This window comes from Rhodopirellula baltica SH 1 (assembly GCF_000196115.1).
Taxonomy (GTDB): domain Bacteria; phylum Planctomycetota; class Planctomycetia; order Pirellulales; family Pirellulaceae; genus Rhodopirellula; species Rhodopirellula baltica.
This window is the reverse complement of record NC_005027.1, coordinates 1,426,589-1,445,910: the sequence shown is the minus strand read 5'-3', so window position 1 is coordinate 1,445,910 and position 19,322 is coordinate 1,426,589. Positions and strand designations below refer to the sequence as shown.

Sequence of the window (19,322 nt, the reverse complement as noted above, 5' to 3'; positions counted from 1 at the left end):
CTGGCAGCTTGAACGACAATCGGCCAACAAATCGCCGGAGATCCACTGCCCCCCAAATGCGAGGCGTTCTCAAAACGATGGCGATGGAAGCGTCGACATTGAGCCAAAATCATGTTGGCCAAGCAAAGTTTCACGGCGGAAAAGCAATCTAAAGCGCCATTTGCCGATCTTGTTTGCAAGCAATCTCGAGCTGGACATTTTGGCGGATCGTCAATGGCTACGATCGCCAGCGTCGCGAAAAATTGGACATCGCGACAATGCCTCAGACAGGCAGAGCGTCGAGCGAGTGCGAGTCGCGAAGCGAACGCCGACAACCCTACGTCCAATTCAAACATGAATCGCGAAGGTATCTCACACCGAACAAAAGGGCTTAGAAGCCGCCCTGATCCACCGCGGCGGTGAGCTCTCGTTTCAAGATCTCATCGATTGGCTTGCGTTCGAAAGGCTGGTCGGCCAGCTTCTCACGATCGCCGATCAATTTCGCTCGCTGGACCACTTCGCGAATATTTTCGGCCGCAAGTGGTTGCTTCAGCACACGGCCGAGCGGGTGCGTCGTGTCGACTTGGGTTGTTGGTAACAAGACGTCATTGACGTCAATCACCGTTGCCTTTCCAAGCTCAATTGCACGCCTCAACCGAGAAATCTGTTTCAGCGCGTCATTGCGTTCATCGTCGCCAAAGTTTTCTTGGACGAACGAGTCGATCACGTCCAACTCGCCGTACTGCGGGATCGGTAAACGCACCAAACGCTGCATCACCGCGGACGCCCTTTCTTGCGGGTAGTCATCCGCTCGCATTTCCTTGATCGTCGATTCCAACTGAGCGATGACCGACTTCTTCTCGTCCGGTGGCAACAGGCTCTGCTCGATCACGTCGACGTAACCCACCAATGTACGGATCGCGACTTCGGTGCGTTTTTGAAACAACACCCACGTCGTGACACCGCAAAAGACAAACGACACGATTCCCATCAGCAGCGTGCATGCAACCACAATGGGCATGCACCCCGGTTCTTGTTGTTCCGGGGTGCTGCTTTGTGGTTTCGAGTCGCCACCGGGCGTCGAATCTGAATCGGCACCAGCTCCGGTCATCTCCGGTGCCGGCTCGCTGTCATCTTTGGCTGAGCTCACAGATTGAATTCGATCTTCAGGATTTTGAATTTCAACTTACCTGCTGGCACGTCGACTTCAGCCGTCTCGCCGACCTTCTTGCCAACCAACCCCTGACCAAACGGACTGGTAACGAGAATTTTGCCACTGTCGTAATCTTCATCGCCAGCCCCCACCAATGTGAATTGTTCTTCGTCGCCATAGGCGACGTCTTCCACCGTAACGGTGCAACCGAACACAACTTCATCTTTGGGAAGAGACGACACATCGATGATCGATGCGCGAGCGATCTTGTCACGCAGCTCGTTGATCTTCGCCATCAACATGCCTTGGTTCTCACGCTGCGCGTGGTATTCCGCGTTCTCCTTCAAGTCACCTTCTTCACGAGCTTCCGCGATCTTCTGGACGATCATGGGCATTTCTTCGTTTTCCATGCGATTGATCTCGGCCTTGATCTTGTTGTAGCCCTCTCGGGTCATTGGTACCGATTCAACCATTGTCGCGATCCTACATGTGTTTGGCTGGAGACATAAAAAAAGAAACCTTCCCCGAGGGAAAGGTTCGTTCGCAAACCGCAATTGTCGACCAGTCGGATTGAAAAGTCCAGTCCCAGGACCTAATCGGCCGGCAATGGTGGGCTCCTGTTCAAAGCCAACCAACCATTCGATCCAACCCTTTCAAAGGCGAAAATCCGCGATGCCCTTTCCTTCGGATCACAAGCCAATTCGCTCGCCGCTGGTCACTCTCGATCTACTAGTTACCGCTCTGCTACTCGCTGTATCGATGAAAGCTCTCGTTTTGCCGCTCGGGACTTGGTTGCGTCAGATCACGGTCGTCCAAGTACTCGACGGGTGCGTCACCGGGATCGCCTTCATGGGGCAAACCGATCTCTTCGTTCATCCAGCGTCCGAGATCGATGAGCTGGCACCGCTTGGAACAAAACGGCATCGCGGGCGTCTCATCCGATAGAAAACGGCGGCCGCACGTTGGGCAATTGATTTTGACGGGTGGTTCCATGCAAGGCTCCTCAGTCGATTCGGTTGGTCAAGTCGCATCGTTTTCGCGACGCACTCGGTGATCTCGCGGTGGAAAAAGCCTCCTCCCGCAGGAGGGCTTGCTACAATCGTCATGGTTGCACGTGATCGAGGCTTCGACACGCGAGTCTCGCTGCAACCATTTGCTGCAGACAGGATTCGATCGAGTCAATCCTCGGTCCGCAACACCGTTGTCAATCAAACTGGCTTTCTCACGTCCTTTCGTCAAGCTCGCCCGATGCAATCCGAATGCCATCGCCGCCTCCAAACGAGCAACCGACCGCGCCAATCGTCACAGGTGTTGGACTCAACTGAAGGTCCGCATCGCCGCTCGTCGGTGTGGGCGTCAGTGATGGCTGCGATCTGCCTAGCCACAATCGGCTCTGTACCAGCGCCGGCCAACGACGCTCTGGTCCAGGACGCGGCGGCACAGGAACCCACCGAGACCAACGACCAGCCCACCGAAACGGCGAGAGCGACTCGTTACTCCGCCAGTGTCGAAGCGAAGGCAGAAAAAATCCTGCACGAGGCGGGACTGCGCCGCAGCGGCAAGTCATTGATCGCGAATGAATCCGCCGAGATCGCTCGAGCGATGACCGCTTTGGTCAAACAGCGACGCGAATTAATTCTGCAACAGAAGGAACTGGATTCGGTGCTGGGGCAAGTCCAACAGATCAACGACCAAATCCGCGCTTCGGAGAATCAAGACGGTGAACTGAATTTGCAATTAGCGCGCGTCGCGGGAAACGATGTCGCGTCCAACAATCGAATCGTCGCATTGATCAACGCCAACCGAACTCGCGTCAGCCAACTTCGGTCACAACGAACCAAGACACAAGAACAAGCCAACGAGCAACGGTCCTCACTCAATTCCAAACAAGCCGACTACGCAGAATCCGTTTTCCAGATTCGGCAGGACCTGGATGCACTGCGAACGTTGCTCGCGAAAACACTGGAAGATCCCAAAGTCAAGATCGCGGTCCAAGTCATGAATGCGAACCAGGGCGTTCCCGCATCGATCTCGGCCGTAGACATTTTGCAAACGATCGAGCTACGACTCGCAAAGATCGAGCAGGAAGTTTTTTCAGAATCGATTCCTTTGGAAATCGAACGCAACGGCTCGCTTTATGTGACCGCCAGCGTCAACAACCAACCGATTCGCATGATCGTCGACAGCGGTGCAACGCTGGTGACGTTGACCGCCGAAGCAGCCAAAGAACTCAAAGTTGAAATCCCAACGGACGCACCACTCCTGCGTCTCGTGATGGCCAACGGTGACGAGATCTCAGCCAAACGAGTCGAACTGGACTCCGTGCGCGTCGGCCAGTTCGAAGCGAAAAATGTCTCTTGTGCGGTTCTGGAGCCAATCGCGACGCGAGCCGATCCGATGCTTGGGATGAGTTATCTGGGCGAGTTCAAATTCGAAATCGACGCCGCGCAGAAAAGCCTCAGCATGCTGCGAGTCGAAACGTCGCCTTAGAAAACTGGAGCTTGCAAAACTTGCATCGCCCTCCGCCAGCGGCGACAATGAGTTCCCCACCACAGGCTTCCCCGCCACCTCGCCCCACCTTCGAAAGCACTCGTGAATTGCTCGCGCTTGCTTTTCCCACCGAGTGATCATGCCAACCAGGCTCTCCCTCTTATCGCACGCGGCTTTTCTCGCGTCGATCGTTTTGCTTGCCCTGCTCGCGCAGCAATCGTCCTGCCTTGGCGAGGAACCAAACAAAATCGGTGCGGCCGAAATTCCGAATCCTGAATCGACAACGGCGTTTGAAGACGACATCCGTCCAATGCTGGTCGACTACTGCGGCGATTGCCATTCGCCAGATGACGACGAGGCTCCCGTCGGCTTTCTAAAGTCAATCACGGTCGATGAGATCCAACGTCGCCGCGAAGTTTGGTCCAGTGCGGCGGAGCAATTGCACAATCGCACAATGCCTCCCGCGGATGCGGACCAGCCCACCGAAGCGGAACGACTGCGACTCAACCGATGGATTGAAGATCACTTGAAGGCCACCGCCTGCGATGGTGGTGAATTCGCGGGGCGTCCTGTGCCACGACGATTGAATCGCGACCAATACACACATGCGATCAACGACCTGACCAGTCTGAACTTTGATTTCGTTGAAACGTTTCCCGCCGATGGAGGCGGCGGCGAAGGCTTCAACAACAACGGCGAAACATTGTTTATGCCACCTCTGTTGATGGAACGCTATTTAGAGGTGGCATCCCAAGTCATCGATGAAGCGATCGTGCTCACGCCGCGGCTGGTTGAGTTTCAACCGGACGGCGAAGCCTCCATCGCAACGCACACGATGCTTTGCAGCACCGACGAAACATACGGACTATCCATTCGCTTACCACGAGATGTTCCGGACGACACTCGCGTTCAAGTGCGTGTGGATGGCATCGTCGCGGCCGTGTTGGATCAGAGCCGCCGAGAGAACGATCACCACTGGATGACACTGTCACTCCCCAAAGGCCAGCACCACATTGCTGTCCAAATCGATTCCGCCGCGAGCGATGTAAACGACCAAGCCTCATTAACCATCGCACATGTTCGTTTGTTTCAATTGCCTCGAATTGAATACCGCAAAGGCCAACAGATCGAACGCGATCGGCAAAAAATGTCCGACGTCGTCCGCGATTTCGCTCTGAAGAACTCTGAAGTCTCAATCGATCAACTCGGGCCCAAGTTCTATCGCGGGTTCCAAGAATACGGTCGCGACTCGCTGAAGAAACGACTGACCGCAACCGCAACGATCTTGGGGCTCTCACCAGAAGCGGACCCGCTGACTCATCCGGTGTCTCGCGAAGATGCGGAGCTGGTTTTGACTCGCTTCGCCCGTCGAGCCTGGCGGCGTCCGATCGACCAAACCACGACCGAACGTTGGATGGTTTTGTTCGATCATGTGGTTGCTCGAGGCGAAACTTCTCGAGCAGCACTTCAACTGGCCCTGCAGGCAATTTTGACATCTCCCAATTTTCTGTACATCAGTGAATCCGATTCCGATGAATCGCACCTTCATCGCATCACGGATTTGGAACTCGCGACTCGGCTTTCGTTTTTTCTTTGGTATTCGATCCCCGACGATCAATTGCTGGACCTGGCCGAGCGTAGTGAGCTCAGCCAACCTGAGAATCTTCGCAAACAAGTTGACAGGATGCTCGCCGACCCGCGATCGAAACGTTTTGCGGATGCGTTTGCTAGCCAGTGGCTCGGAACCACTGCGGTTGGAAACACGGTCATCCCCGACACCAACTTTTTCAAACCGGCATACTCCGACAAACTTGTGATCGACCTGCGCGAACAAGTCGGCCAAACGATGGCCTGGATGATTCGCGAAAATCGGCCGGTGACGGATTGGATCGATTCCGACACAGTCGTCATCAATCACCGGCTAGCCAAGCACTACGGAATGGAAACCGCTGCGGAGAAACTAAAAGACGACCAACAAAGATTCGTTGCCGTTCGCATCGCGGACGATCCCGAAGCGTCGCGTCGCACGGGTGCCCTAGGACTGGGTGCCGTTCACATGCTGACCAGTTATTCGCGGCGAACCAGTCCCGTGCTTCGAGGTGCATGGGTATTGGAAACAATCTTTGGAACGCGAGTGCCTGCACCGCCGCCGGATGTCCCATCGCTGCCAGGCGGTGAAAAAGAGAACGGCAAAAAGACTGTCCGCCAACGACTCGAACAACACCGAGAGAACCCGACCTGCGCCGCCTGCCATGACCTGATCGATCCAATCGGTTTCGCATTGGAAAACTTCGACGTGATCGGTCGATGGCGTGACCACGAACGTGGCTCAGCAAGCGAAGAGGATTGGCAGAAGAAGATCGAGAAGGCACCTGAGACGATCGCGAAGCTTCCGAAAATCGACAGCTCGGGGCGGTTGCCCAGCGGAGAAACATTCGAGGGCGTTGATGAACTAAGAGCTGTCCTGATGGCTCGCCAAGACGCTTTCCTCGACGAATACATCCGACGCATGCTTGGCTTCGCCCTAGCGAGAAGTTTGGAAGAAGCCGACGCGTGCACGATCGACTCGATCCGAAATCAGATGTTGCAAAACGACTTGCAAACTCGCGAGTTGATTCATGCCATCATTCAAAGCACTCCATTTTTAAACCGAGGCTAAACGATGCTGTTTCGAACCAAGCGTGCCAGTTTGTCGCGACGGCGGTTGCTCCGTGGATTGTCACGCGGTTCCGCGGTTGGATTGAGTCTGCCTTGGCTGCACGCGATGGCCGGAGAGTCACCCGACAATTCGCCACCGGAGGTGGATGCAAACGGCAAAGTCAAACCGCTCGATCGCCCGCCTGTCCGCACGGCGTTTCTGTTCATGCCCAATGGTGTCAATCCAGCCAATTGGACTCCGCCGGAAATTGAAAACAGCGACCAATTTGAACTGACGCCGATGCTGAAACCTCTGGCCGGTGTACGCGACGAAGTCGTGCTGCTGGAAAATCTGCATCACCCCAACCTGAACATGCGAAACGGACACTGGCCCAAGGTGCCCGCTTTCTTGTCCGGCGGTTTCGTGCTTCGAACATCGGGACGAGACATGGACACGGGCAGCATGTCGGCCGACCAATTCATTGCATCAAAGATCGGTTCGCAGACGCCTCTGCCAAGTTTAGAACTCGGCGTCGACTCGGCTTACACGGGTGTCGACAATGTGGGTGGCGGATTCACTCGAATCTACGGCTCTCACATCGCTTGGCGAGACCGAAACACGCCGCTGCCAAATGAGATCGTTCCGCAGCTCGCCTTTGATCGTCTGTTCCGTGGCGGCGCAGCCTCTCCGCCCGTATCGGGATTGAATCTGCACGATCCGAAAGTCGCGAAATCACTGCAACGAGACACAACCAGCGTCCTCGACATCGTTCTCGAAGACGCCCACGGGCTGTCACGGCAACTCGGCAGCGAAGACCGTGCGAAGCTCGACGAGTACCTGCAAAGCGTCCGCAGCGTGGAGCAACGCATCGAAGCGTCGATGAAGCCCCAACGTCGCTGGATCAACGAAGGCAAGATCGACGTGCCGCGTCCGGGCCCAGGGCTGCCGGAACAACACATTGAACACGTTCGACTGATGATGGACATCATGGTCCTCGCGTTTTGGACCGATTCGACTCGCGTCGCGACTTTCATGATGGGCAACGCTCAAACCGGTCGAAACTTCTCATTCATCGATGGCGTGAACAGTTCTTTCCATGGGATCTCGCACCACCGAAATGAACCGGATCGAATTGCGGAATACGAACGCATCGGCACATGGCATATCGAACAATACGCGTATCTGATTGATCGAATGCGGTCGCTGAAAGAAGGCGACTCGACGTTGCTGGACAACTCGATGGTCATGTTCGGTTCGACCATCCGAGACGGCAACAAACACGACATCGAAAACCTTCCGCTGTTATTGGCCGGTCGCGGCGGCGGAGTCGTTCGCACGGGACGCCGGTTGGTTGCACCCGAAAAATCCAGGCTATGCAACTTATACGTTTCGATGTTCAACGCGATGGGAATCGACGCAGAACAATTCGGAACCAGCGACGGAAAAGTCGACTTGAGCTGAACAGTCCACCGTGACCTGAAACGCCGCCGATTTTTGGCGTTCGCCACATCGCATCCCAGATCAGAACGACCTAATCAAAACGATTCGGGATAGATCACCAACTCGATGCGGCGATTGGCGACACGACCGGCGGGCGTCGTGTTGTCTTTCCGTGGATTGTTCGATCCTTGAGCGACCGTGAACAATTGTTGTTCGGGCATACCACTTCGCCGTGTCAACCAATCCAGCACCGCGCCCGTTTGAGCGGATGTGAGTTGATGAGCACTCCCGGCTGCTCCGCCGTACATCGGAGCATTGTCGGTGTAGCCTTCGATCCCAATTCTTTGACGAGGGAACACGGAACGAAGCTGTGCTGCGGTTGGATCGAGGATCGCACCGGCTGAAGGTTGCAGTTGACCGGTTCCCTGAGCGAACAGTTGATCGCTTGGCAACACGACCCGCAGGACTTCGCCGTCTTGTTCGACTTTCAAACCGCCCAAGTTCAATCGGCCGGCCATTTGATTCAAGTTCGTGTTCGCACGAATCGTCGCACCACCACGCATTTGTGCGGAGGCTTGAAAACTTCGTGCTTGCGTCTGAGCGTCTTGAGCCGCGATGCGAGCGGACTCGTATTGTTGCGTCGTGTCCGACAATTGCTTGCGGACCAGGTTCAGCTCATCGCGATAGACCTGAGATTGCTGTTCGCTTTGAGCCAATTGCGTGGTGAGCTGACGGTTGTTGTCGTCCAGCAATTGAACTCGACGATTCAGCTCGGCCACCTGGGCTTGGATGCCATTGACGGCGGTGGTGCTTGGTGGCGGTTGCCACACAGAAGTACCGCCGCCCGCCAAATACGGGTTTTGCGAGCAGCCCATCGCGACGCAGACCCACACAAGGGCGACCGCGAGGAATGGCATATCGGAGCGTTGACGTAGAACGTTCATGGCACGGACGTTACGAAACGAAACCACCCGATCACAACACCGATTCGAATCGACTTTCAAAAATTCGTGCGGATTCACTCAAGAATTGCCAAATCCCGAAACCCACTGGCACACACGCCTGATTTACAAACCCGGCACATCCGCCTCGTACGTCGAACACCACCGGCCGACTGCGGCGACGTGCCGACGGAAGCGTCAATCCGCCAGAACCTCATCATCGACCAGGAAACGCATCACTCGTTCGGTATCCGACAGGTCGTCCAGCAACAACGTCGGCTCGGCTGGTGCCAATTGTTCGCGGGAGAACTCGCCCGTCGTGACCGCCAGCGTTTTTGCACCGATCGCTCGGCCACACAACACGTCGGCCGGAGTGTCGCCGATCACGATCGTTTCTTGATGAGCATCGCCGTGCCGTCGAGCCACCATCATCGCGGCCCTCCGCGCCATATCGTCGCGATGCACGTCCAAATCGCCGCCGATGATCCACCGAACCCACCGCCGGATCTCGAAATGTTCCAGTTTCTGAGTTGCCGTCTCCGGAAAATTCCCGGTCATTACTGCAATGTCGAGGTTGGGCAGCGCATTCAATGCCTGAAACAACGGCACGATGCCGGGCAACAATGCGCCACCCGATCGCCGCAATTCGGCTCCAAACAGGGCCCCGTAACGTCGTCGCAATCGACCACAATTGATCTTCGTTGGCGAAACCCGGTTTCGCTGCAACAACTCCACCATCAGGCTGCGATCGGTGCGGCCCGAAAACGAAATCTGAGTATCAGGATTTTCGACCGCGAATTCCTCTTCAATCGCTTGCCGAATCGCTCGATTCCCGCCACCGGCGGTCGTCAAAAGTGTCCCGTCGATGTCAAATAGCAACACTCGCACTTAACCGCTGCCCCTTCCCTCTTGTTGTCTTCCTAAGTTGTCGCATGAGTGTCCCAAACGTTGACCCGTCCCACCAGTCCAATGCTTCGGCGAATGAGGCAACGCGACCGTCGCCAGCGGCCGAGGGACTGGACAAAAGTGGCGAGCGAGTTCGCGAAATGTTTCGGCAAATCGCGCCGCGATACGACGTGATGAATCACCTGCTGTCGCTGAACATCGACAAATGGTGGCGACGCAAAGCGGTGCAAACCCTCAAAATCAAAGGCGACGATCCAATTCTGGATCTCTGCTGTGGCACCGGAGATTTGGCGATCGCTATCGCCGATTCGGCAGGCTCGGACGTCCAAGTCATAGGCAGCGATTTTTGTCACGCGATGCTGGAGATCGCTCGCGTCAAAGAATCCAAACGAACTCGCGACACGGCGGGCGGCTCCGGCCGGCACACGATCCCGTTCCTGGAAGCGGACTCGATGGCGCTGCCCTTCGACGACGACGCCTTCCAATGCGTGACCGTCGCGTTCGGATTGCGAAACATTGCCGACACCGACCAGGGCCTCTCCGAGATGGCTCGCGTCTGCAAACCAGGCGGACAAGTGTTGGTGCTCGAGTTCTCTCAGCCGACGCTGCCGGTTTTGAAGCAAGCCTACAACTTCTATTTCCGACACGTGTTGCCTCGCATCGGCCAGTGGATGGCTCGCAACGACAAGTCCGCCTACGAGTACCTTCCCGAATCCGTCGGCAAGTTCCCTTGCGGTGATGCTTTGGCTGGCCGGATGCGGGACGTCGGATTGCAGCACGTGACCTTCCGTCCGCTGACGCTCGGTGTCGCGACAATCTACGTGGGCGAAAAACCAGGCGGCAAAACGGATCACGCTGAGATGGCGGCTCACCGCGAACGCGAAGCCTTGGTGGCGACATGAGTGATGCAACGAAACGTCGTCGCCGGATCGTCCTGGCGATGACGGGTGCCTCCGGTGCACCGATCGCGGTTCGCTTGCTGCAAGTCATGCGGAGAGATCCCAGTGTGGAAGTTCACCTGACGATCAGCCCCAGTGGCGCGGCGGTCCTGCATCAGGAAATGGGCCTGCAACTGAATTTGCGATCGCCGGACCTGAATGCATTGCTCGCTTGTGTGCCACAGTGGGCCAGCGAACCTGCACCTGAATTCGACGAGATCGGACCCACCGGCGACGAGCGTCTGCATTACCACCAGCACGATGACTACATGACACCGATCGCCAGCGGTTCATTTCTAACCGACGCGATGGTGCTGTGCCCTTGTAGCGGAAGCACCCTGTCAGGCATCGCTCGTTCGGCCGCATCGAATTTGGTCCAACGTGCCGCCGAAGTGCACCTGAAAGAGCATCGCAAACTGGTCGTCGTGCCTCGCGAAACTCCTATGAGCGTTTTGCAAATCGAGAACATGCAACGTCTGGCTGCGGCCGGTGCCGTGCTGCTTCCCGCGATGCCGGGTTGGTACCACGATGTCAAACGAATCGAAGACCTGGTCGACTTCGTCGTCGCAAGGATCCTCGATCAAATCGGCTTGGACAACGGATTGATCCAACGATGGAAGGACGCATGAAGCGGGAACAACGATGGCAAAACTAAACGACTGGCTTGGCCTGATCCGCTTTTCACACACCATTTTCGCACTCCCCTTCGCGATTTTGGCGGCATTCCTGGCTTGGGCGACGCCGTTGCCCGAGACCTCCCCCGTGACCTACCCGCAAATCAGAGTGCAAGACATTGTTGGCATCCTGCTGTGCATGGTCCTAGCCCGCAGTGCCGCGATGGCATTCAACCGTTGGGTCGACCGACGAATTGATGCCGCGAATCCTCGCACCGCGACTCGCCACATTCCCGCCGGAACGTTGTCCGCCCCAGCCGTGCTGGCGTTCACCATTTCGTGTGGCGTTGGATTCATCGTCTCGACGCTGCTGTTTCTGCCAAACCGTTTGCCGCTCTTTGCATCCGTTCCGGTGCTCTTGTTTCTGTGTGGTTATTCGCTCGCCAAGCGTTTCACCTCCTCGGCGCACTTGTGGCTTGGCATCGCACTCAGCTTGTCCCCGATCTGTGTCTGGGCAGCGATTCGAGGAGAATTCGTGCTGCAGCAACCCAGCGATTTCTGGGTCCCCGGATGGCTGGCCGTCGCAGTCGCGTTTTGGGTGGCAGGATTCGACATCATCTATTCATGCCAGGACGCTGAGTTCGACGCTGCCGAAGGACTGCACAGCGTTCCATCTCGCCGCGGCGTTTCCGGCGCTCTGCGGGTTGCGGCGGTCTCACATGTTGCGATGATTTTAGCGCTGGGGCTGCTGGCCTGGACGGGAGGTTCCTCCGGTTTGGGACTGGTTTTCCTCATCGCCGTCATGCTGACTGCCGCTTTGGTCATTTACCAACATCGATTGGTTTCGCCGAGCGACCTGTCTCGCGTCAACCAAGCCTTTTTTCATACCAACGCGATCGTCAGCCTGATTCTGATGACCGCCGGAGTGATCGACTGCTTCATTTAGCGGTTAATAGCACACCGACCAATCGCCATTTTCGCATTGCCTTTCCCTTCGAATCATCACCATGCAAGCCAACGAACGAGACGCCCGTTTTCGCGAAATTCGTGACAAGGTCGAATCTGAACAACGTCTGTCGATGGAAGACGGTTTGTTTCTGTACGAACCCGAAGTTTCGATCCAACAGGTTGGCGAATTGGCCAACTTTGTTCGCGAACGAAAGAATGGCAACGTCGGCTACTACAACATCAACACGCACCTCAACCCCACAAACGTGTGCGTGTACCGATGCCGCTTCTGTGCGTTCCGCAAAGACCTCCGGGACGAGAACGGGTATGCGATGTCGGATGAGCAAATCCTACATCGCGGTGCGGAAGCAACGGCCAACGGGTGCACCGAAATGCACATCGTCGGCGGATTGCACCACCAACGAAAGTACGAGTGGTATCGCGACATCATCTCGATGCTAAAAGAGAACTACCCGAAGATTCACTTGAAAGCCTGGACCGCCGTTGAAATCGATTGGTTCCGTTTCCAAACCAAGAAGTCTTTTGAGTGGGTGCTGGACGATATGCGGTCCGCGGGACTGGGAAGCATGCCGGGCGGTGGAGCCGAAATCTTCCATCCCGAAGTGCGAGACCAATTGTGCGAACACAAAGCCAATACGCCGGCTTGGCTGGAAATCCACCGCACCGCTCACCAGATTGGTTTGAAAACCAATTGCACAATGCTGTATGGGCACGTTGAAAAGGCCTATCACCGGATCGACCATCTAATGCGTCTGCGGGAACTGCAGGACAAGACCAATGGTTTCCAGGTCTTTATCCCGCTCGCGTTCCACCCCGACAACACAAAGCTATCGGACCTGAAAAAGCCCTCTGGATTGATGGACTTGCGAACGATGGCGATCAGCCGGTTGATGCTGGATAACATCCAACACATCAAAGCGTACTGGATCATGCTCGGCATCGAGACCGCTCAGACGGCGTTGGCGTACGGAGCGGATGACATTGACGGAACCGTTCGGCATGAACTGATCTATCACGACGCGGGTGCGAAGACACCTGAGTTCATGTCCGTCGACCAGATCAAAGACCTGATTCGCGAAGCGGGTCGGGATCCGATCGAACGCGACACGACCTACAACCGTGTGATTCGCGACGAAAACGACTTCACGGTTTGGCAATCAGGCGAAAGCGTCGATGCTGACGCTCAGCTGGCCGGAGCCTAAGAAACGCGGGAGATAGGTGCCATCCGTCACAACCCGCAGCGTAACCAAGGCACACCACCCACGTTGGATAACCCGCAGCGTAAGCAAGGACACGCCCAGAGCACCGGCCAGACATCCGTCATCCGGGCTTAAAAAAACGCGGCAACCATGGAGGATGCCGCGTGGATGGGGTTTAGCTGGGACGCGTCCTTCGATCACGCGCCGCTGGCTTGCAATTGACCAGCAATGGCCGATTCCATGCCAAACTTCATCAGCGTCTCTTGCAAGATCGCTCGATCGGCATCGTCAAGCGGAACCATCGGCAAACGCATTTCGCCGGTGTCACGACCGACCATTTGCATCGCTGCTTTGACCGGGATCGGGTTCGTAGCGAGCCCCAGCATCTTACTGCACAAAGAATACAAACGATGGTGCAGTTCGGCAGCCTTCGTGTAATCACCTGCCGCTGCCGTTTGGACCATTTCCAACAACACCGATGGCACCAAGTTGGCCGCCACGGAGATCACGCCTTCGGCTCCGACGCTCATCATTGGCAATGTCAGCGAATCATCGCCTGATAGAACGGTCAGATTGGTTGCACCCAAGACCGCGGTGCATTGATCCAGTGATCCGGTCGCTTCTTTGACCATCGTGATGTTCGGCAATTCTGCCAATCGCACAATCGTGTCGACTTCGATGTTCTTCGCTGAACGCCCAGGAATGTTGTAGACGCAGACTGGAATGTCGACAGCTTCCGCAACTGCGCGGAAGTGTTGATACATGCCTTCTTGAGTTGGCTTGTTGTAATACGGGGCGACTTGCAAAGTCGCATCCGCGCCTTCATCGGCAGCTCGACGAGTCAGTCGCAACGCTTCCGCTGTACTGTTACTGCCCGTGCCAGCCATGACTTTGACGCGGCCGGCGACGTGTTGAATCGTCAACGAGATCACACGTTCGTGCTCGTCATGCGTCAACGTCGGTGACTCACCAGTCGTTCCGCATGGCACGATGCACGTGACACCCGAGTCGATTTGAAAATCGATCTGCTCAGCCAAACGTTTCTCGTCGACTTGTCCATCACGAAAGGGAGTCACAATGGCGGTGGACAGACCAGCGAAATCGCTGCCTTTTCTGGGAGACATCAAGCACGTCCGGAACAAAAGTCAAAAAACGGGGTCATGGAACAAGCGAGCAGTTTAACGTTTTCTCAAAACATTTCACGGGCCAAAATGTGGCCGAAAAGAACAGTCTGAACAGCGGGTCACGTCTCGATTACCCTATTCCCGACGCAACCAGCAGCGACCGCCCAATCGCCTCCGACCGACCACTTCCGCTTGGAAATGATCGCTCGACGCGAAAGACAGATCTCATCCGCGGTTGGACTCAAACAGTGATTCGATCGCGAGCGATGCTCAACCAGGCACCAAACGCGGCACCTGCCAGAAATCGATACATGGGGACGAGGAATCGTTCGACTCGCCCTGATTCAGACACGTCCGCAGAGAAGAAGTTCGGCAGGAGCACAATTGCGTTGCCGAAGTGCGAGACGTCTGTTGAATTCCCGGGTCGCCAAATCCGCATGGAAACGACGACTAGTTTCAAAGAATTCGAAGGAGATCAGACCAAGTTCTTGCGAACGGCCCAAACGGCGGCTTGCGTACGATCCGAGACGCCGAGCTTACGCAGGATATGCTGCACGTGCTCTTTGACCGTTTCGTAGCTGATGCCCAGCATCTTGGCGATCTCTTTGTTGGTCAGCCCCAACGCCATTTGACGCAAAACTTCGCTTTCGCGCTGAGTCAACGGCACGTCGATGTCTTGGTTCATGCGAGGAGTCGCCAAAGCACCGGTAACGCGACGAAGTTCTTCGCGAGTCCAGGACTGCTGACCATCGAAAGCCAAGTTCAGAGCTTCGATCAGACGCGAAACGGGCGCCGTTTTCAGGATGTAACCGCAAGCACCAAGTGCAACGGCACGAGCGACATAGGTTGGGTTGTCATAGCCGGAGAACAACAGGATCGGCAGGTCGGGGTGATCGAGCTTGATACGACCAAGCGTATTCAGGCCATCGCCACCTTCCATCCGGATATCGAGCAACACGGTGTCGAGAGGAGTGTTCGAAACAATCTCCAGAGCGTCGGCAGCTTTGTCAGCTTGCGCGACCACTTCAATGCCGGTTCCTTCAAGGGCGGCTAAAGTTCCCAAGCGGGAAACTTCGTGATCATCGACGATCAGTAGGCGTTTTGACATCAGTTTTTTCCATTCAGAGAAGAGGTATGAGCGGGAGCCGTGGTGGGCTGCTGGGCAATCGAGGGGTAAAAGCGAGTTGTAACTCAATCAACTAATAACGCAAACCGGTTTAGTTGACATGTGACGCATCTGACCATCGACATCGCACCGCACGATCCTTTGCACGCTAAATCTTAGCTCATTAACACCAAGAGGCCAGCCGCGATCCGGTCATTCGAGCGATGTCCTACTAGCACCCCCGGTGCCAAACCGGCTGAAAAACACCCAATGCAAGCAAAAACTGGGGGTTTCCGCCAATCCCCTCCAGCGAGCGAGACAGTTGGCAAAACAAGCGATGCTCAATTTTATCCCCCTGCGGTGGTTCAACCCGTATCACTGCAAGGGTGTTTTTAATCCGAATTTGTCACACGACTGGTAAACGTATTTTTTTCGGAAAAGGTTCCAAAAAAAATGATAAGTCCACAATGTCTTTACTGATTTTCCATCCGCCGATGAAAGGACAACTCTACCCTCCACCCCCGGATGGACCATCAATGCATCTCTGTACGACGGGCTTCCCCGATTGGGTCACTTCGGCCTGTAAAGTCGCCCGATTCGCCCCGATCGGGGCGCTGCCATCATCGCCGCTGGTTGTAAGTCGATGCGCAAAAGATGCGCAAATCATATCGGCGGTCGTGACTGAAAAGTTTACAAAAAGCTCTCGCAATAGCCCGATTGGAAGCGGAAAATCGACACCGCTCGAAATGACAATATATCTTACCTGAATTTCGGTCGTCACGTGGCATTCACGGCTTGCCGCCCGAGCATCACCCTGAGCATCACCCCGCTAGGATCGAAACCGCATTGATTGCTTCAGATCCAGACAAGCACCCACCCACCATCGCGAACAGCGGCCTCAACGAGTGAACGCAAGGGAAAATCAAACGCCGCTAGCAAGCGTGCTCACGCATCGATCGTGTTGAGATTGAAACTCGCGAGTTCCCGCCACTGGTCGCTAGCGAGACGCATCGGCGGAATCTCCCATTTTGTGCGATTTCGTGCCGTGCGTGCGGGGGTCGTGAGACTGATGCAATGCGGGTAAACTCCGCGGTTTGAAACCAAACCGGACACGGAGAATAGGATTGATGGCGAAAGGATTGTTCACCCAGGGCATGTGCGTGCTATTGCGCCGTCCGCTCGAGTTGGACGAAATCCAATCGCGGTTGAACCAATTCCAATTGGCAGGTCGCCAAGAGTCTCTCGATGATGAGGACTCGCCCGAAACGCTGATCTATGACTTTCGGCCAGAAGTCGGCGGCCATCTGCTTGTCACTCCCTCGTCAATCCCATGGCCTGATGACATGGGTGACCCAGACGAATCACCCGAACGATTTGTCGCTTGGTCGTTGGGCCAGTTCGGCCCGCTCGCGTTCCCCGGTTGCCTGTCACGAGCTTGCGATCAAACGCGCCATTGGGACGACATGCCGGACATCCAATCCGAGCACACCTGTCACATTCGGTTTCTGATCAGCTATGTCCTGGGCACCGAAGAGGAAGACGACGACGACGAGGACGATCTGCCGCTGGTCCCGGATGACTACGAGGCGATTGACGAACTGCATTTCTTGACGAAAGCCGTCGCCGCAATTCTGGAAGCTCCCGAAGCGATTTGCTATTTCAATCCTGGCGGTGAAGTCCTCTGCGATGAGAACGTGCTTCGCCAAGGACTCAATCACGCCTGGAATTTGGAACTGCCTCCGCTCGACATGTGGACCAATGTCCGGGTGTATGTCGATGACAATCGGTTCGCAATCATGGACACGGTTGGTAACGGCCAGTTCGATTTACCGGACATGGAAGCGGTGTTCCCACTTTCCGAATACGTCGCCGAAGACGTCGAACGTTTTCTTCGACACGCGTCGCTGTACTTGTTGGCGGGCGATGAGGAAGTCACGACGGGTGACACCGCCGACGGCCCCGGAGGCCAAACATGGTTGGCGATGGAGTGCGACCAATCGCTCTCCGATCCGCCTCGACCGACCATCCGTTGGATCCCCGAAGACGGCCGCAACATTCCCGAACACCTGCTGGACCCCGGCACGATTGAAGAAGATTTCACTTCGCTCGACGACGATGTCGACGAAGCCTTTCTGGACGATCACGATTTTGGTTCCAGCGAGTTTGATCCCAGTGGTACCGAGTACCTCGACTCAGAACCGTTTGATCCTGATAAACCGGACGATGATGACGACTGAGTCTCGGCATTGCCTTGCATAACCTCCCGGCGACGCACTCTGCGACAAACTTCGGTCCCAGCCAATCAACGCACACCTCCATTCCGTTTCCGTTTGATCGCGATTCCTTCTGACCCGAAACGCAGACCATGTCACATACAATTGTCATCTTTGGTGCCAGCGGCGACCTGACCAGCCGCAAACTGGTCCCGGCACTCTTCCGACTCTTCTCACGCGGACGCCTGCCCGACTCGACTCGCATTGTCGGTGTTTCGCGAAGTCCCTACGAACATTCCGAGTGGCGAAAATCGCTTCGCGAAACCACCGCCAAATTTGTCGGCAAGTCTTTCAGCGAAGAAGCCTGGGAATCATTCGCACCGAACATCTACTACCAGCCCGGCGACATCAAAGACGCAGAGTCGTTTCAATCGCTGGCGACGTTTTTGGATGAAATCGAAGAAGGCAAATCGACCGGTCGAGTCTACTACCTGTCGACCATGCCACAGTTGTACGAAGAAGCGATCCAGCAACTCGGGGCCGCGGGACTCGCCTGCGACAAAACCGGACCGCGACGGGTGATCATCGAGAAACCGTTCGGCACGGATCTGAAAACGGCCCAGCGTCTGAACGAATCGATCCACAACGTTTTTCGCGAAGATCAGATCTACCGGATCGATCATTACCTCGGCAAAGAAACCGTACAGAACATTTTCGCGTTGCGTTTTGCCAACAGTATCTTCGAACCGCTGTGGAACCGGAACTACATCGACCACGTGCAAATCACCGTGGCCGAAGAAGTCGTCATCGGCCGGCGAGCTGGCTACTACGACAACAGCGGAATCCTCCGCGACATGTTCCAGAATCATATTCTGCAACTGATGATGATCACGGCGATGGAACCGCCGGCGAAATTTGACGCCGCTTTGGTTCGCGATGAGAAAGTCAAAGTGTTGCACAGTGTTCGCAAGATGACGGGTGGCGACTTCGCATCTCAAACCGTTCGCGGCCAGTACGACGGCTACCTGCAAGAGGAAGGCGTCCCGGCGAACAGCCAAACGGAAACCTTTGCCGCGTTGAAACTGTACTGCGACAACTGGCGATGGCAGGGCGTGCCGTTCTTCTTGCGAAGCGGCAAAGGCATGTCATGCCGAACGACCCAGATCGTGATCCAGTTCAAAAACGTTCCGCACCAATTGTTTGGCGGATCGAAGAAGGAGAACAAACTTGGCAACCGATTGGTCATTCAAGTCCAACCGGCCGAAGGCATCCAATTGCACTTCGAAACCAAGGTTGCCGACGCCGGAATGAAGACGCGAACCAACCACTTGGACTTCAACTTCCAAGATTCGATCGGCGGCCAAGAAATGCCCGACGCCTATCAGCGACTGCTGCTGGACGCGGTGCAAGGCGACGCCAGCCTCTTTGCTCGCGGCGACGAAGTCGAACTGGCCTGGAGCATCATCGATCCAATCATCGAAGCGTGGCGAAGCCCGGCCGCTCCGCCACTGCACACGTACCAAACCGGCCTTTGGGGCCCCGAAGAATGCTCGCAGTGGCTGTTCGACCAAAAACGCGAATGGTTCGACGTCTGCCCAGTTATTTAAGCAGCT

17 protein-coding genes are annotated in these 19,322 nt (G+C 55.8%); 9 read left to right on the top strand and 8 right to left on the bottom strand.

Going from position 1 to position 19,322, the window contains the following annotated elements; translation table 11 throughout:
* Nucleotides 1–370: 370 nt before the first annotated feature.
* From RB_RS05500 to RB_RS05490, 3 genes are all read right to left on the bottom strand, one after another.
* Nucleotides 371–1,129, bottom strand: coding sequence for a hypothetical protein (locus RB_RS05500; RefSeq protein ID WP_011119024.1), 759 nt, complete (start codon nucleotides 1,127–1,129; stop codon nucleotides 371–373).
* Nucleotides 1,126–1,605, bottom strand: a complete 480-nt coding sequence (gene greA / locus RB_RS05495; protein WP_007339475.1) for a transcription elongation factor GreA — start codon at nucleotides 1,603–1,605, stop codon at nucleotides 1,126–1,128. Before greA ends, RB_RS05500 begins: the two co-directional genes overlap by 4 nt.
* 271 nt (nucleotides 1,606–1,876) lie before the next feature.
* Entirely contained in the window at nucleotides 1,877–2,125 is a 249-nt protein-coding gene (locus RB_RS05490; protein ID WP_007339473.1) for a DNA gyrase inhibitor YacG, read from the bottom strand.
* 315 nt (nucleotides 2,126–2,440) lie between these two features.
* Here RB_RS05490 and RB_RS05485 point away from each other — a divergent pair, with 315 nt between their 5' ends.
* The 3 genes from RB_RS05485 to RB_RS05475 all read left to right on the top strand — a co-directional run bounded on the left by RB_RS05485 (nucleotide 2,441) and on the right by RB_RS05475 (nucleotide 7,721).
* Entirely contained in the window at nucleotides 2,441–3,622 is a 1,182-nt protein-coding gene (locus RB_RS05485) for a retropepsin-like aspartic protease family protein (RefSeq protein WP_231846247.1), read from the top strand.
* Nucleotides 3,623–3,761: 139 nt separating this feature from the next.
* Entirely contained in the window at nucleotides 3,762–6,281 is a 2,520-nt protein-coding gene (locus RB_RS05480; protein WP_164921567.1) for a DUF1592 domain-containing protein, read from the top strand.
* Between the two features lie 3 nt (nucleotides 6,282–6,284).
* Nucleotides 6,285–7,721 carry a DUF1552 domain-containing protein gene (locus RB_RS05475; protein ID WP_011119021.1) on the top strand — a complete coding sequence of 479 codons (1,437 nt, stop codon included), beginning with the start codon at nucleotides 6,285–6,287 and terminating at the stop codon, nucleotides 7,719–7,721.
* A 74-nt stretch (nucleotides 7,722–7,795) separates the two neighbouring features.
* Here the strand turns inward: RB_RS05475 and RB_RS05470 are convergent, their stop codons facing one another.
* Together RB_RS05470 and RB_RS05465 are read right to left on the bottom strand one after the other, a co-directional pair.
* A complete protein-coding gene (locus RB_RS05470; RefSeq protein ID WP_164921566.1) occupies nucleotides 7,796–8,644 on the bottom strand; it encodes an OmpA/MotB family protein in 849 nt (282 codons plus the stop codon).
* A gap of 195 nt (nucleotides 8,645–8,839) precedes the next feature.
* On the bottom strand, nucleotides 8,840–9,529 hold the full coding sequence (locus RB_RS05465) for an HAD family hydrolase (protein WP_007328113.1): 690 nt from the start codon (nucleotides 9,527–9,529) through the stop codon (nucleotides 8,840–8,842).
* A 44-nt stretch (nucleotides 9,530–9,573) separates the two neighbouring features.
* Here RB_RS05465 and ubiE point away from each other — a divergent pair, with 44 nt between their 5' ends.
* The 4 genes from ubiE to mqnE all read left to right on the top strand — a co-directional run bounded on the left by ubiE (nucleotide 9,574) and on the right by mqnE (nucleotide 13,270).
* Nucleotides 9,574–10,449 carry a bifunctional demethylmenaquinone methyltransferase/2-methoxy-6-polyprenyl-1,4-benzoquinol methylase UbiE gene (gene ubiE, locus RB_RS05460; protein WP_007328112.1) on the top strand — a complete coding sequence of 292 codons (876 nt, stop codon included), beginning with the start codon at nucleotides 9,574–9,576 and terminating at the stop codon, nucleotides 10,447–10,449.
* Nucleotides 10,446–11,114, top strand: coding sequence for a UbiX family flavin prenyltransferase (locus RB_RS05455; protein ID WP_011119018.1), 669 nt, complete (start codon nucleotides 10,446–10,448; stop codon nucleotides 11,112–11,114). Before ubiE ends, RB_RS05455 begins: the two co-directional genes overlap by 4 nt.
* 13 nt (nucleotides 11,115–11,127) lie before the next feature.
* A complete protein-coding gene (locus tag RB_RS05450) occupies nucleotides 11,128–12,045 on the top strand; it encodes a UbiA-like polyprenyltransferase (RefSeq protein WP_011119017.1) in 918 nt (305 codons plus the stop codon).
* Nucleotides 12,046–12,106: 61 nt separating this feature from the next.
* On the top strand, nucleotides 12,107–13,270 hold the full coding sequence (gene mqnE, locus RB_RS05445) for an aminofutalosine synthase MqnE (protein ID WP_007339462.1): 1,164 nt from the start codon (nucleotides 12,107–12,109) through the stop codon (nucleotides 13,268–13,270).
* 194 nt (nucleotides 13,271–13,464) lie between these two features.
* Here the strand turns inward: mqnE and dapA are convergent, their stop codons facing one another.
* The 3 genes from dapA to RB_RS05430 form a co-directional block, all read right to left on the bottom strand.
* Nucleotides 13,465–14,391: a 4-hydroxy-tetrahydrodipicolinate synthase gene (gene dapA, locus RB_RS05440; RefSeq protein WP_164921565.1), complete on the bottom strand. Its 927-nt coding sequence runs from the start codon at nucleotides 14,389–14,391 to the stop codon at nucleotides 13,465–13,467.
* Between the two features lie 241 nt (nucleotides 14,392–14,632).
* The gene (locus RB_RS05435) at nucleotides 14,633–14,851 is read right to left on the bottom strand and encodes a hypothetical protein (protein WP_011119013.1); all 219 of its coding nucleotides are present in this window, start codon (nucleotides 14,849–14,851) and stop codon (nucleotides 14,633–14,635) included.
* Between the two features lie 15 nt (nucleotides 14,852–14,866).
* Nucleotides 14,867–15,499: a response regulator gene (locus RB_RS05430; RefSeq protein WP_007328106.1), complete on the bottom strand. Its 633-nt coding sequence runs from the start codon at nucleotides 15,497–15,499 to the stop codon at nucleotides 14,867–14,869.
* A gap of 1,124 nt (nucleotides 15,500–16,623) precedes the next feature.
* Between RB_RS05430 and RB_RS05425 the strand changes: the two genes are divergently transcribed.
* The gene (locus RB_RS05425; RefSeq protein WP_007335200.1) at nucleotides 16,624–17,733 is read left to right on the top strand and encodes a DUF4261 domain-containing protein; all 1,110 of its coding nucleotides are present in this window, start codon (nucleotides 16,624–16,626) and stop codon (nucleotides 17,731–17,733) included.
* 128 nt (nucleotides 17,734–17,861) lie between these two features.
* Nucleotides 17,862–19,316: a glucose-6-phosphate dehydrogenase gene (gene zwf, locus RB_RS05420; protein WP_007335201.1), complete on the top strand. Its 1,455-nt coding sequence runs from the start codon at nucleotides 17,862–17,864 to the stop codon at nucleotides 19,314–19,316.
* Nucleotides 19,317–19,322: the final 6 nt, after the last annotated feature.